Source organism: Nocardia niigatensis NBRC 100131, from assembly GCF_000308655.1.
Taxonomy (GTDB): domain Bacteria; phylum Actinomycetota; class Actinomycetes; order Mycobacteriales; family Mycobacteriaceae; genus Nocardia; species Nocardia niigatensis.
The window spans coordinates 43,277-56,814 of record NZ_BAGC01000053.1 but is presented as its reverse complement, the minus strand read 5'-3'; the positions used below and the strand labels follow the sequence as shown (position 1 = coordinate 56,814).

Genomic DNA, 13,538 nt, shown 5'->3' with positions numbered 1-13,538 from the left:
AGTACGAGCCCTTCCCGGGCGCCGACGACTTCACCTCACCTCGGAGGTCACGATGACACACCAGGAATTCGACGAACCGCATCGGCTGGCCTCGGCGCCGGTCGTCGTCGGAGTGGACAATTCGGAAGGGGCGGTGCGCGCGGTGCACTGGGCCGCGAATTACGCCGCCCAGCGGCAGCGGCGGCTGCACATCGTCCACGGATTGGATCTGGTGGCGATCAGTGGTGGCGTCGGACCCTACGCGGTGGCGACTCCGTCGCTGGTCGACGCCGTCAAAGCCGCCGGTGCGGCCGCGATCGCCCGGGCCGAGCTGGCGGCGAAGGGATACGAGCCGGAACTGACGGTCTCGTCCGCGGTGTCGACCGACAATCCGGCCCAGGTGCTGATCGATCTCAGCGAGTCCGCCTTCGCGGTGGTGATCGGGGCGACCGGGACGGCCGGGACGCTCTCGCATCTGGGATCCACCTTGTTCTCGGTGACCAGTCACGCCCGCGGCGCGGTTGTCGTGGTGCGGCCGGATCCCGAAGCGGCCAACGCGGTTCGCGGCTCGGGCCCGGTCGTGGTCGGCGTCGACGGCAGCCGCGTCAGCGAGGCCGCGATCGGCGCGGCCTTCGCCGAAGCCGCCGAGCGGGGGGTCGGGTTGGTCGCCGTCCACGCCTGGAGTGATTGGGACACAGGGCAATTCGCCGGAGAGGTGATTCCCGTGGTGACCGCGGAGCTGGAAGGCGTCGAGGAGGCCGTCCTCGCCGAGCGCCTGGCGGGCTGGCAGGAGAAGTATCCGGACGTCGAGGTGACCCGCGAGGTGTTCGCCGCCGGGCCCGCCGCCCGGCTGCGCGAGCTGTCGAAGATCGCGCAGCTGGTCGTGGTCGGCAACCGCGGCCGCGGCGGATTCATGGGCATGCTGCTCGGGTCGACCGCGCACTCCCTGGTCCAGCACGCGCACTGCCCGGTGATGGTCGTGCACCTCGATGACAAGGAGACCAAGCGATGACGATCACGATGCCCGGCTCCGGAACCGGAATCCGGGACGATCTGATCGATCTGGACGCGTGGTGGCGGGCCGCCAACTACCTGGCCGCCGGTCAGATATATCTGATGGACAATCCGCTGCTCGCCGAGAAGCTGCGGCCGGAGCACATCAAGCAGCGGCTGATCGGGCACTGGGGAACCGTGCCCGGGGTGACCCTGACCTATGCCCACCTCAATCGAGTGATCATGCGCACCGGTCAGGAGATGCTGTTCGTGCTGGGTCCCGGCCACGGTGCCGCGGCGCTCACCGCGGCGACCTGGCTGGAGGGCACCTATTCGCTACGGCATCCGGAGGTCGGGCAGAATCTGTCCGGGATGCGGGAACTGTTCCGGCAGTTCTCCTTTCCGGGCGGTGTTCCCAGCCATGCCTCACCGCATCTGCCGGGTTCCATCCACGAGGGCGGTGAACTGGGCTATTCGCTCGCGCATGCGACCGGAGCGGCGCTGGACAATCCGAATCTGGTGGTGGCCTGCATGATCGGTGACGGCGAGGCCGAGACCGGGGCGCTGGCCACCAGCTGGCACAGCTCGCTGTTCCTCGACCGGGTCACCGACGGTACCGTGCTGCCGATCCTGCACCTCAACGGCTACAAGATCGCGAGTCCGACACTGTTGGGGCGCATGTCGCGCCGTGAACTGGACGACATGCTCAGCGCGCAGGGCTGGGAGCCGATGTACGTCGACGGGGACGATCCCGCCGAGGTCCACGAACGGTACGCGACCGTGCTCGACGAGGCGATGGAACGGATCCGCGAGATCCGCGAATTCGGCGAGCACGGACTGGGGCCGCGCGACCCCTGCCGTCCGATGATCGTGCTGTCGACCCCGAAGGGGTGGACCGGTCCGATGATCGTCGACGGGGTACGCGTCGAGGGCACCTTCCGGTCGCATCAGGTGCCGCTGACCGGCGTCCGTGAGAATCCGGAACACCTTGCGCAACTGGAGGATTGGTTACGGTCCTATCGTCCCGAGGAACTCTTCGACGACGAAGGCCGCCCCGTCGACCGGATCGCACGCCTGCATCCGGAGTACCTGCGGATGAGCGCCAATCGTGCCGCGCACGGTCACGACAGCCTCGACCTGAGGCTGCCGTGCCCCACCGACTACGCACTCGAAATCGCCGCGCCCGGAGCCGAATCGGCGGAAGCGACGCGGGTGCTCGGCGAGTATCTGCGCGACGCGCTGGTCGAGAACCCCCGCAACCTGCTGTTCTTCTCGCCGGACGAGCACACCTCCAACCGCCTGGATGCCGTCCTCGAGGTCACCGGCCGGCGCTGGCGCAGCCGCCGGATCGCGGACGATGACCGGCTGTCCCCGGACGGTCGCGTCTTCGAGGTGCTGTCGGAGCATCTGTGCCAGGGCTGGCTGGAGGGCTATCTGCTGACCGGCAGGCATGGCGTGTTCTCGACCTACGAGGCCTTCGCGCACATCATCGACTCGATGGTGGTGCAGCACGCCAAATGGCTGCACATGGCGGCGGAGTTCTCTTGGCGTGAACCGATTCCCAGCCTGAACTATCTGATCACCTCGCACGTGTGGCGGCAGGATCACAACGGCGCGTCCCATCAGGATCCCGGATTCATCGACCATGTGCTGAGCAAGCGGCCCGAGGTCAGCCGGGTGTACCTGCCGCCGGACGCCAACTGCCTGCTGCACGTGTTCGACCACTGCCTGCGCAGCCGTGGCCGGGTGAATGTCGTGGTCGCAGGAAAACAGCCCGCCCTGCAATACCTCGACGACGAGGCGGCGCGGGTGCACTGCGCCGAGGGGATGGGCGTCTGGCACTGGGCGAGTTCGGACTCCGATCGTCCTGCCGAGGTCGTGCTGGCCTGTGCCGGTGACGTCCCCACCCAGGAGGCCCTGGCCGCCGCGGCGCTGCTGCGAGAGTTGGTGCCGGACTTGGCGATCCGCTTCGTCAACGTGGTGGACCTGGCCCGCCTGTTCCCGCCCGATCGTCACCCGCACGGAATCTCGGACGAGGGATACCGCTCCGTCTTCACCGACGCGCCGGTGATCTTCGCCTTCCACGGCTATCCCTGGCTCATCCACCGCATCGCTTACCGACGCCCCGGCCACGACGTGATGCACGTCCACGGATTCACCGACAACGGCACCACCACAACGCCTTTCAGCATGTGCGCGATGAACGGCATCGACCGTTTCACCCTGGCGGCCGCCGCGCTCGCCGAGGTGCCGCGCCTGTCCGACCAGCTCGCGCCGCTCACCGAGCAGCTCACCGAGCGCCGCGCAGCCGCCGACGCCTACGCCCGCCGCTTCGGCGTGGACCCGCCCGAGATCGCCGACTGGCGCTGGAGCCGATAGACCATCGCGCCAAGCTCCTCCCAGCACTTCTGAGGCCGGCACTCAGCGTTCTCACAGCGGTCGTGTGGAGACTCTGACCAGTCCGCATCCCGCCCGAACGAAAGTCGCCGATGTCCACCTTCAACGGCCTTCCGGCCCACATCCTGCTCGTGCATGCGATCGTAGTGCTCGCACCGCTGACCGCGGTGCTGGCGATCCTCTGTGCTGTCTGGCCGGTTGCCCGGCGGCGGCTGGTCTGGCTCACCCTGGTGCTCGCGGCGGTGGTCACGGTCCTCACCCCGATCACCACCGAGGCGGGCGAATGGCTCGAGGCGCGAGTGGGCCGGACACCCGATCTGCGCGCACACACGCATCTCGGCGATTCGTTCGCCTACTTCGCGCTCCCCTTGTTGATCGCGGCGATCCTGCTGGCGGTCGTTCAAGTTCGCGAGGCCAGGGGCCGGGCGTTGTCGCGAATGCTCGTCGGTGTGGTCGCCGTGCTGACCATCGGCGCGAGCGTCGCCGCCACCGTGCAGGTGTACCGCATCGGCGAATCCGGTGCTCGTGCGAGCTGGAACGGAGTCTCCGCACAGCCGGTTCGAACCCCCGCGCCGCGCTGACGGGAGGGTCCGAGCGCCGGATACGGTCCACGGCCGCGAAATCCACCGCGGCTGGACGGAGATCAGCGACGCGTCGCCGGATTCGACGATGTCGCTGCGGTCCGGCCGGCCAGGGTGAGGATCTCGGTGACCGGTCGTCGTGGTGTGGGCGGCGGCGTGTAGGCGCCGGCCGCCGGCATCGCTCCGATGCGGATCACCACCTGCGGGATACCGGGGCAGGAGACCAGGCCGGTGAGAAGGTCTCGTCCGGCGGGCAGTTCGGTGATGTTGGTCAGCGCACAGGTGGCGAGTCCGGCGACCGTGCACTCGAGCAGCACCGACGACAGCGCCTCGCCGACCCGCAGCCATTGCGGCACCGAATCGCGCACGGCGCTCAGCACCACGAGCCGGGCGCGGTCGGTGAGGTGGTCGCGGTGGGCCGCGCGGGGGCCCGGCGGAAAGACGCGGCCTACGCCGACCCGGGCGGACTCCGCGGCCGAGGCCAGCGCGTTACGCGGAATTCCCTCGTGATCCGCGGAATGGCCGGTCCACCAGTGCAGTTCGGTGTCGTAGAACAGGTCGTGGCCGCGCAGGGTCGCGAACTCGTGGGAGAGGGCGGCAAGCTCCGGCCGGACGGACTCGTCGAGCGCGTCCAGGCGCACATACTGTGCCGCGGTCAGGGCGGCCAGTCTGGGCAAGAGCTCGTCCCAGCCGTCCGGCTCCCGGAGTGCGAGCCGGTCGGTGCGTCGATCCCCGACGGCCCGTGCCAGGGCGTGGATACTCGCCGGGGGCGTGCTCCACGGCCGGAAGTCGAGGACCGCCAGCCGATCCGGGTGGCGTTCCTCGGGCACCCGCAGGACATCGGTGTGCCACCCGTGCTCGGCGAAAACGGTCCGCGCGTGATGCAACATCGCACCACAGCTGATCACCAGCTGGCGGCCCAGCGGGTCGGTCGAGGTCAGCTGCCGTTCGGCGTCGGCGTACAGCGACAGGCGCCGGCCGTCGAATCGCCACCGCCACGGCTGCGTGTTGTGCAAGGACGGCGCTCGCGCCGCCGACTCGATCACCGCCGTGATCGTTGCCGGATCGGGCACCGGCCGGCCGCGCACATCATCGTCGACGCTCATGCGGCCAGTATCCGCTTTCGTGCGGCCTGTATACACAGCCATTGATCCTGTACCGCAGGGCATTTGGTCCCCTGATACCGTCCATGCCGGTCGCCGGTCCGGCGGTGCGCCATCTCCTGTTGCGGGCCGGTAGGCGTGTACCGATCGGCGCGGGGTGACCTCATGGTGTTGCAGGCACGATCTTGTGCCTGGTCCAGCGGACTCTCGGCGTGATCACCGAGGCCGGAGACATAGGGGCAATGGTCATTTCAACTACGACCTGTCGACTCTGCTGGGCCTGCCGCCGGCTGAGCGAGGCTCGGGGATGCTCGCCGGATCGATGGCGGGCACGAGCTTCGACAAGCGGATGAGGGCTTGATGATGACTACGGCACGCGAGCCGGCGGAAGCACACGGCACGCCGGATCCCCCTGGTGCGCACGGGGATCGCGAACCGGGGACCGGGCGGCGGATCCTGATGCTGGTCTTGGCGACCGCCGGGTTCGCGGTGAACTTCTGGGCCTGGGCACTGTTGAGTCCGCTGGGGCCGCGGTTCCAGGAATCACTGGGTCTCAACGCCTTCGAGCAGGCGCTCGTGGTCGCGGTTCCGGTGGTGGTGGGCTCGCTCGGGCGGATCCCGGTGGGGGCGTTGACCGATCGGCTCGGCGGGCGGGTCATGTTTCCGCTCGTCTCGGCGGCCACCATCGTGCCCGTCCTGTTCGTGGGTCTGATCGGACACGATTCACTGGCGGCGCTGCTGGCCGGCGGGTTCTTCCTCGGCATCGGCGGCACCGCGTTCGCCGTGGGCGTGCCGTTCGTGAACGCCTGGTTCCCGCCGGAGCGGCGCGGGCTCGCGATCGGCGTGTTCGGCGCCGGCATGGGCGGCACCGCGATCAGCGCGCTCACCACCGTGCGCCTGGTGAAGGCGGGCTCGCTCGCCACGCCGTTCCTGGTGACCGCGGCGGCACTGGCGCTGTACGCGGTGGCGGCGGCGGTGGTACTGCGGGACGCGCCGGACCGGGTGCGACCCGGAGAGTCGTTGGCGCGCAGGCTGTCCACGGTCGGGCGGATGGCGATCACCTGGCAGGCGGCGGCCCTGTACTCGGTGGCCTTCGGAGGCTATGTCGCGTTCTCGGTGTACCTGCCGGCCTATCTGAAGACGGCCTACGGTCTTTCGCAGTCGGACGCGTCGATGCGCATGGCCGGATTCGTGCTGCTGGCCGTGCTCATGCGCCCGCTGGGTGGGTGGGCATCCGATCACGCCGGTCCCGTTCGGGTGTTGTCCGTGGCCATGGCGGTGGTGGGCGTGGCCGCCGCGGTACAGGCGACGACACCGGCCCTGGCGCCGGTGGCGACCATCGCGTTCCTCGCCATGGCTGCCGCCCTCGGCGCCGGCACGGGCGCCGTGTTCGCGCTGGTGGCGCAGTTGGTTCCCGCCCCGCGGGTGGGTGCGGTGACCGGCGTGGTGGGCGCGGCCGGCGGGCTGGGCGGCTTCGTGCCCCCACTGGTGATGGGTGCGGTGTACGGCCACTACGGTTCCTACGCAGCGGGTTTGGCGGCTTTGGCCGTCGTGGCCGCCGCGACCGGACTGTTCACCCTCACCCTGGTGCGGCACCGCGTCCACCTCGCCCTTCCGGTGCGTGCGGCATGATGCGGCGCAAGCGGCGGGAAGCGGCCCCGGCCGCTGCCGGTACCCGGACCGCCGCGCTCGACGACGGAGTCACCGAGGCGTTGGTCCGGACGCGCCGATTCTTCACTCGCGCCGACATTTCCGACGACGGGCGCACCCTGTTCCAGATCGGTGGCCGGCGAGCCGACGAGTTCTACCGCGATCGCTGGGCGCACGACAAGGTGGTGCGCTCCACCCACGGTGTGAACTGTACGGGGTCGTGCTCGTGGAAGGTGTACGTCAAGGACGGCATCATCACCTGGGAGACCCAGCAGACCGACTATCCGACCGCCGGACCCGACCGGCCCGACTACGAACCGCGCGGCTGCCCGCGGGGCGCGGCCTTCTCCTGGTACACCTATTCGCCGACCCGGATCCGCTATCCGTATGTTCGCGGTCTGCTGCTCGACATGTATCGAGAAGCCAAGGCGCACACCGGAGATCCGGTACTCGCCTGGGAGCGGATCGTCAGCGATCCCGAGGCGGCGCGCCGCTACAAGTCCGCGCGCGGCCGGGGCGGCCTGGTGCGGGCCTCCTGGGAGGAGGCGACGGAGCTGATCGCGGCCGCGCATGTGCACACCATCAAAACCTATGGCCCGGACCGGGTCGCGGGCTTCTCGCCGATTCCGGCGATGTCGATGGTGTCGCATGCCTCCGGCGCCAGATTCGTATCGCTGCTGGGCGGGACCATGCTCTCGTTCTACGACTGGTACGCGGATCTGCCGGTGGCCTCACCGCAGGTGTTCGGCGACCAGACCGATGTGCCCGAGTCCGGAGATTGGTGGGACGCGGGCTATCTGATCATGTGGGGCTCGAATGTGCCGGTGACCCGGACCCCGGATGCGCACTGGATGGCCGAGGCGCGCTATCGCGGCCAGAAGGTGATCGCGATCGCGCCGGACTACGCCGACAATGTGAAGTTCGCCGACGAATGGCTCGCCGTTCAGCCCGGAACCGATGGCGCGCTGGCCATGGCGATGGGCCATGTCATCCTGCGGGAGTTCTTCGTGGACAAGCGCACCGACTACTTCGACACCTACGTCAAGCGCTACACCGACCTGCCGTTCCTGGTCCGGCTGGTCCCCGACGGTGACGCCTACCGGCCCGGGAAATCGCTGACCGCAGCCGATCTGGACGGCTTCGCCGCCGAGGAGAACGCCGCGTTCAAGACCGTCGTGCTCGGCGCGGACGGTCGCGTCGTGATTCCCAACGGGTCCCTGGGCTTCCGTTACGGCGAGCAGGGCGCGGGGCGATGGAATCTCGACCTCGGCGACGTGGACCCCCTGCTGACGCTCGCGGGCGGGGAATCCGTCGAAATCACGGTGCCCCGCTTCGATATTCCCGACGCGACGCTGCGGCGTGGTGTGCCCGTGCGCCGGATCGGCGGGCATCTGGTGACCACCGTGTTCGACCTGCTGCTGGCGCAGTACGGCGTGCACCGGGCCGGCCTGCCGGGTCGCTGGCCGACCGGCTACGGCGATCCGGCCGAGCCGGGCACGCCCGCGTGGCAGCAGCCGATCACCGGCGTCCCCGCCGCCGCGGCCGCCCGCATCGCCCGCGAATTCGCCGCCAATGCCGAGGAATCACGCGGGCGGTCGATGATTCTGATGGGGGCGGGCACCAACCATTGGTTCCACTCCGACACCATCTACCGGGCCTTCCTGACCCTCACCACGCTCACCGGCTGCCAGGGCGTGAACGGCGGCGGCTGGGCGCACTATGTGGGCCAGGAGAAGTGCCGTCCGGTGACCGGCTGGGCGCAGCTGGCTTTCGCGCTGGATTGGGCGCGGCCGCCGCGGCAGATGATCCAGACCGCCTACTGGTACCTGCACACCGACCAGTTCCGCTACGACCGGTTCGGCGCGGAGACGCTGGCCGCGCCCGGCTCGGGCGGCGCGCTGGCGGGGATGACCACCGCCGATGTGATCGCGCAGGCGGCGCGGCTGGGATGGATGCCGTCCTACCCCACCTTCGATCGCAACCCCCTGGATCTGGCCGACGACGCGGACCGGGCCGGACAGCCGATCGGCGACTATGTGGTGGCCGAATTGAAAGCGGGCCGGTTGCGCTTCGCCTGCGAGGATCCCGATGCGCCGCAGAACTTTCCGCGTGTGCTCAGCGTCTGGCGCGCCAATCTGCTCGGTTCCTCGGCCAAGGGCAACGAGTACTTCCTGAAGCATCTGCTGGGGGCCGATTCCGCGCTGCGTGCCGACGAGGCCGAGCCCGGGACCCGCCCGCGGGATGTGGTGTGGCGCGCGGAAGCACCGGTCGGGAAGCTGGATCTGCTGCTGAGCGTGGACTTCCGGATGACCAGCACCACGTTGTTCTCGGATGTGGTGCTGCCGGCGGCGACCTGGTACGAGAAGCACGATCTGAACACCACCGATATGCACCCGTTCGTCCACTCGTTCAATCCCGCCATCGCGCCACCGTGGCAGACCCGCACCGACTGGGCGGCGTTCCAGGCGATCGCGGCGGCGTTCACGCCGCTGGCCCGCAAGCATCTCGGCGTCCGCCGCGATGTGGTGGCCACTCCGCTGCTGCATGACACCCCCGACGAGCTGGCGACACCGCACGGCGTGGTGCGCGACTGGAAAACCGGTGAGTGCGAGCCGATTCCGGGTGTGACGATGCCTCGCCTGACCGTGGTCGCCCGCGACTACGGTGCGGTCGCCGCCAAGCTGTCGGCGCTCGGGCCACTGCTGGATTCCCTCGGCGCGACCACCAAGGGCATCACCTACCGGGTCGAGCGGGAAGTGGATTATCTGGCCCACAAGAACGGGGTGATCCGCGGGGGACCCGCGGATGGACGGCCGTCCCTGCGTCGTGAGATCGATGCGTGCGAGGCGATCCTCGCGCTCTCGGGCACCACGAACGGTCATCTCGCCACCCAGGGATTCCGGACGCTGGAGCGGCGCACCGGAACCGAGCTGGCCGACCTGGCCGCCGAACACGAGGGCAAGCAGATCACCTTCGCCGACACCCAGGCCGCGCCGGTTCCGGTGATCACCTCGCCGGAATGGTCGGGCAGTGAGTCCGGCGGACGCCGGTACTCGCCGTTCACCATCAATGTCGAGCGGCTCAAGCCTTGGCACACCCTCACCGGCCGCCAGCACTTCTACCTCGACCACGACTGGATGATCGAACTGGGCGAACAGCTTCCGGTGTTCCGGCCGCCGTTGAACATGACGGCGCTCTTCGGCGAGCCGAAGGTTGGGCACAGTGGCGAGCCGAAGGTTGGGCACAGTGGCGAGCCGAAGGTCGGGCACAGTGGCGAGCCGAAGGTCGGGCACAGTGGCGCGCGGGAGATCACCCTCCGCTATCTGACCCCGCACTCGAAATGGTCCATCCATTCCGAATACCAGGACAACCTGTTCATGCTCAGCCTCTCCCGCGGTGGCCCGACCATCTGGATGTCGGACCGTGACGCCGCGAAAATCGGTGTCGGCGACAATGACTGGATCGAGGCGGTGAACCGCAACGGCGTCGTCGCGGCTCGGGCGGTGGTCTCGCACCGCATGCCCGAGGGCACCGTGTACATGCACCACGCCCAGGACCGGCTCATCGACGTACCTCTCACCGAGACCACGGGCAAACGCGGCGGCATCCACAATTCGCTGACCCGACTGCTGATCAAGCCCAGCCACCTCATCGGCGGCTACGCCCAATTGTCGTTCGCCTTCAACTATCTCGGCCCAACGGGCAATCAGCGCGACGAGGTCACCGTGATCCGCCGCCGCAGCCAGGAGGTGACCTACTGATGCGCGTCATGGCCCAGTTGGCGATGGTGATGAACCTCGACAAGTGCATCGGCTGCCACACCTGCTCGGTGACCTGCAAACAGACCTGGACCAACCGGTCGGGCACCGAGTATGTCTGGTTCAACAATGTGGAAACCCGACCCGGACAAGGCTATCCACGTGGCTACGAGGACCAGGATCGGTGGCGGGGCGGCTGGACGCTGAACCGCCGCGGCCGCTTGCGCCTGCGCGGCGGCGGGCGCTGGCGCAAGCTGGCCACCATCTTCAGCAACCCGACCCTGCCCGGCCTCGACGACTACTACGAGCCCTGGACCTACGATTACGCCGAACTCACCACCGCGCCACTGCAACCGAACACTCCGGTCGCGCGGCCGCGGTCGCTCATCAGCGGCCGGCCCACCAAGATCACCTGGTCGGCCAACTGGGACGACAATCTCGGCGGCGCACCCGAACACGGCCGCGAGGACCCGATCCGCAAGGGCATCGAGGAGAAGGTCCGCTTCGAGTTCGAGCAGACCTTTATGTTCTATCTGCCGCGTATCTGCGAGCACTGCCTCAACCCGGCCTGCGCGGCCTCCTGCCCGTCCGGCGCCATCTACAAGCGCAGCGAGGACGGCATCGTGCTGGTCGACCAGGACCGCTGCCGCGGCTGGCGTATGTGCGTGTCCGGATGTCCGTACAAGAAGGTGTATTTCAACCACCGCACCGGCAAGGCGGAGAAATGCACCTTCTGCTTCCCGCGTGTCGAGGTAGGGCTGCCGACGGTGTGCGCGGAGACCTGCGTCGGCCGGCTGCGCTACATCGGACTTGTTCTCTACGACGCCGACCGGGTCCTCGAGGCCGCCACCACTCCCGACGACACCGATCTCTACGACGCCCAGCGCGCACTGCTGCTGGACCCGAACGATCCGGCCGTCATCGGCGCCGCCGAACGATCCGGAATTCCGGCCGACTGGGTCGCGGCCGCCCAGCGCTCACCGATCTACACCCTGATCAACACCTATCGGGTGGCGCTGCCCCTGCATCCGGAATACCGCACCATGCCGATGGTCTGGTACATCCCGCCGCTGTCCCCGGTCGCCGACATCCTGCGCGACACCGGCCATGACGGCGAGGATCACCGGAACCTGTTCGCCGCCATCGAGGCGCTGCGCATACCGGTCGAATACCTCGCCCGGTTGTTCACCGCCGGCGATCCAGCCCCGGTTACCGCGGTGCTACGGCGGCTGGCCGCCATGCGTTCCTACATGCGCGACATCACCCTGGGCCGGGAGCCTCGCGAGGAGATCGCCGCGGCGGCCGGCATGACCGGCGAGCAGATCCACGACATGTACCGGCTGCTGGCCATCGCCAAATACGAAGAGCGCTATGTTATCCCGCCCGCGCACGCGGAACAGGCGCACAGCCTCGAGGAACTCGCCACCGAGTGCAGCCTCGACTACGACGACGGCCCGGGCATGGGCGGCTCCGGACCGTTCGGCGAGAACTCCGGGGCCGCCTCGCCGCTGGCGGTGGAGAACTTCCGGATGCTGCGGGACCGGCAGACCGCCGACACCGTGGCCGCGCCGGTCGACAAGGGCTCACGGATCAACCTGCTCAACTGGGATGGCAAGGGCCGTCCCGCCGGCCTGTTCGCGCCCCGTAGCCCCGCGGGCGCGCCGACCGAGGACACGACATCATGACCGACACCCCCCGTACGACGGCACGGCAGATCCAATCCCTGCTCCTGGGCTATCCCGATGAGACGCTGATCGGCCGATTGCCTCTGGTACGCAGCGGTATTCGTACCCTTCCCGAGGGCTGGCGGCCGGCGCTGGAGTCCTTCGCCGATCACGTAGCGGCGACACCGCCGCTGGATCTGGCCGCCGGGTACGTCGCCGCGTTCGACCACCACAAGCGGCTCAGTCCCTACCTGACCTACTTCACCGACGGTGACACCCGCAATCGCGGGATGGCGCTACTGCGTCTCAAGAACACCTATCGGGCCGCCGGACTGATCCTCGACGAGGGCGAACTGCCCGACCATCTGTCGGTCGTGCTCGAATTCGCCGCGATCGACCCCGTCGCGGGGGAGCGCGTCCTGGGGGAGTTCCGCCCGGCGATCGCACTACTGCACGCGGGTCTGGCCGATGCCGGTTCCCCGTGGGCGAGCGTGCTCGACTCGATCGCCGATACCCTGCCCGCTCTGAATTCCCGTGAGCACCAACGGGTCGCCCGGCTCGCCGCCGCCGGCCCGCCGATCGAGTCCGTGGGGCTCGCGCCCTTCGCCCCACCCGGCCACGGCTGCGCGGGAGCGGGTCGATGACCGCCGCGCCCGCCACCGATCCCGTGAGCACCCTCGATTTGCTGCTGTGGGTCGCGGCGCCGTACGCGGCCTTCGCCGTCTTCGTCGTGGGTCATGCGTGGCGCTACCGCTACGACAAGTTCGGCTGGACCACGCGTTCCTCGGAACTCTACGAGCACCGCCTGCTGCGGCTGGGCAGCCCGCTGTTCCACTACGGCATCCTGCTCGTCGTGCTCGGACACATCGGCGGCCTGCTCGTGCCCGAATCCTGGACGGACGCGGCCGGAATCACCGAGGCCGCCTATCACAGCGTCGCGGTCGGCGTCGGCACCGTAGCAGGCGTCATGACCCTGACCGGAGCGGCGATCCTCCTCTACCGCCGCCGTACCGTGCGACCGGTGTTCGCTGCCACCACCCGCAACGACAAGGCCATGTACGTGCTGCTGATCGGCACCCTCGCGCTCGGGCTCGGCACCACCGTCCTGGGCAATCTCACCGGCCATCCGCACGACTACCGGCAGACGGTGTCGCCCTGGTTCCGGTCGCTGTTCTACCTGCACCCGGATCCGGCGCTGATGGCGGCCGCCCCGATCGGATTCCGGCTGCACGCGCTGTCGGCGCTGATGCTCTTCGCGTTCTGGCCGTTCAGCCGTCTGGTGCACGTCTTCTCGGCGCCGCTGGGCTATCTGACCCGTCCCTACATCGTCTATCGCTCTCGTACCGATCGGCTCGGTGCCCGCGCGCCGCGACGGGGATGGCAGCGATCATGATCATCTACCGGAAAGGACCG

General features: G+C 68.9%; 9 protein-coding genes. 8 read left to right on the top strand and 1 reads right to left on the bottom strand.

Annotation, left to right across the window (positions count from 1 at the left end; all coding sequences use genetic code 11):
- The first annotated feature begins 52 nt into the window (after positions 1–52).
- The 3 genes from ON33_RS25310 (at position 53) to ON33_RS25300 (ending at position 3,950) form a co-directional block, all read left to right on the top strand.
- On the top strand, positions 53–991 hold the full coding sequence (locus tag ON33_RS25310) for a universal stress protein (RefSeq protein WP_040861568.1): 939 nt from the start codon (positions 53–55) through the stop codon (positions 989–991).
- Entirely contained in the window at positions 988–3,351 is a 2,364-nt protein-coding gene (locus ON33_RS25305; protein ID WP_051152777.1) for a phosphoketolase family protein, read from the top strand. Before ON33_RS25310 ends, ON33_RS25305 begins: the two co-directional genes overlap by 4 nt.
- 110 nt (positions 3,352–3,461) lie before the next feature.
- Positions 3,462–3,950, top strand: coding sequence for a DUF2231 domain-containing protein (locus tag ON33_RS25300; protein WP_040861567.1), 489 nt, complete (start codon positions 3,462–3,464; stop codon positions 3,948–3,950).
- A 62-nt stretch (positions 3,951–4,012) separates the two neighbouring features.
- Here the strand turns inward: ON33_RS25300 and ON33_RS25295 are convergent, their stop codons facing one another.
- Positions 4,013–5,056 (bottom strand): Acg family FMN-binding oxidoreductase, encoded by a 1,044-nt coding sequence (locus ON33_RS25295; protein WP_040861566.1) that lies wholly within the window; start codon positions 5,054–5,056, stop codon positions 4,013–4,015.
- Positions 5,057–5,413: 357 nt separating this feature from the next.
- Between ON33_RS25295 and ON33_RS25290 the strand changes: the two genes are divergently transcribed.
- Genes ON33_RS25290 through narI form a run of 5 tightly spaced genes read left to right on the top strand, consistent with a single transcriptional unit; the run spans position 5,414 to position 13,518 of the window.
- Complete coding sequence (locus ON33_RS25290) at positions 5,414–6,685, top strand: MFS transporter (protein WP_245550705.1); 1,272 nt, start codon at positions 5,414–5,416, stop codon at positions 6,683–6,685.
- Positions 6,682–10,464 carry a nitrate reductase subunit alpha gene (locus tag ON33_RS25285; protein ID WP_083869284.1) on the top strand — a complete coding sequence of 1,261 codons (3,783 nt, stop codon included), beginning with the start codon at positions 6,682–6,684 and terminating at the stop codon, positions 10,462–10,464. Before ON33_RS25290 ends, ON33_RS25285 begins: the two co-directional genes overlap by 4 nt.
- A complete protein-coding gene (narH, locus tag ON33_RS25280) occupies positions 10,464–12,146 on the top strand; it encodes a nitrate reductase subunit beta (protein WP_040861565.1) in 1,683 nt (560 codons plus the stop codon). The genes ON33_RS25285 and narH overlap by 1 nt, the downstream gene beginning before the upstream one ends.
- A complete protein-coding gene (narJ, locus tag ON33_RS25275; RefSeq protein WP_040861564.1) occupies positions 12,143–12,769 on the top strand; it encodes a nitrate reductase molybdenum cofactor assembly chaperone in 627 nt (208 codons plus the stop codon). The genes narH and narJ overlap by 4 nt, the downstream gene beginning before the upstream one ends.
- Positions 12,766–13,518 carry a respiratory nitrate reductase subunit gamma gene (gene narI, locus ON33_RS25270; RefSeq protein ID WP_040861563.1) on the top strand — a complete coding sequence of 251 codons (753 nt, stop codon included), beginning with the start codon at positions 12,766–12,768 and terminating at the stop codon, positions 13,516–13,518. Before narJ ends, narI begins: the two co-directional genes overlap by 4 nt.
- The last annotated feature ends 20 nt before the right edge of the window (positions 13,519–13,538 follow it).

Excerpts from the sequence above, each read along its gene's own strand:
- ON33_RS25300 (WP_040861567.1), top strand. The coding sequence starts at position 3,462 with ATGTCCACCTTCAACGGCCTTCCGGCCCACATCCTGCTCGTGCATGCG.
- ON33_RS25305 (WP_051152777.1), top strand. The coding sequence starts at position 988 with ATGACGATCACGATGCCCGGCTCCGGAACCGGAATCCGGGACGATCTG.
- ON33_RS25290 (WP_245550705.1), top strand. The coding sequence starts at position 5,414 with ATGATGACTACGGCACGCGAGCCGGCGGAAGCACACGGCACGCCGGAT.
- narJ (WP_040861564.1), top strand. The coding sequence starts at position 12,143 with ATGACCGACACCCCCCGTACGACGGCACGGCAGATCCAATCCCTGCTC.
- ON33_RS25295 (WP_040861566.1), bottom strand. The coding sequence starts at position 5,056 with ATGAGCGTCGACGATGATGTGCGCGGCCGGCCGGTGCCCGATCCGGCA.
- narH (WP_040861565.1), top strand. The coding sequence starts at position 10,464 with ATGCGCGTCATGGCCCAGTTGGCGATGGTGATGAACCTCGACAAGTGC.
- ON33_RS25285 (WP_083869284.1), top strand. The coding sequence starts at position 6,682 with ATGATGCGGCGCAAGCGGCGGGAAGCGGCCCCGGCCGCTGCCGGTACC.
- ON33_RS25310 (WP_040861568.1), top strand. The coding sequence starts at position 53 with ATGACACACCAGGAATTCGACGAACCGCATCGGCTGGCCTCGGCGCCG.
- narI (WP_040861563.1), top strand. The coding sequence starts at position 12,766 with ATGACCGCCGCGCCCGCCACCGATCCCGTGAGCACCCTCGATTTGCTG.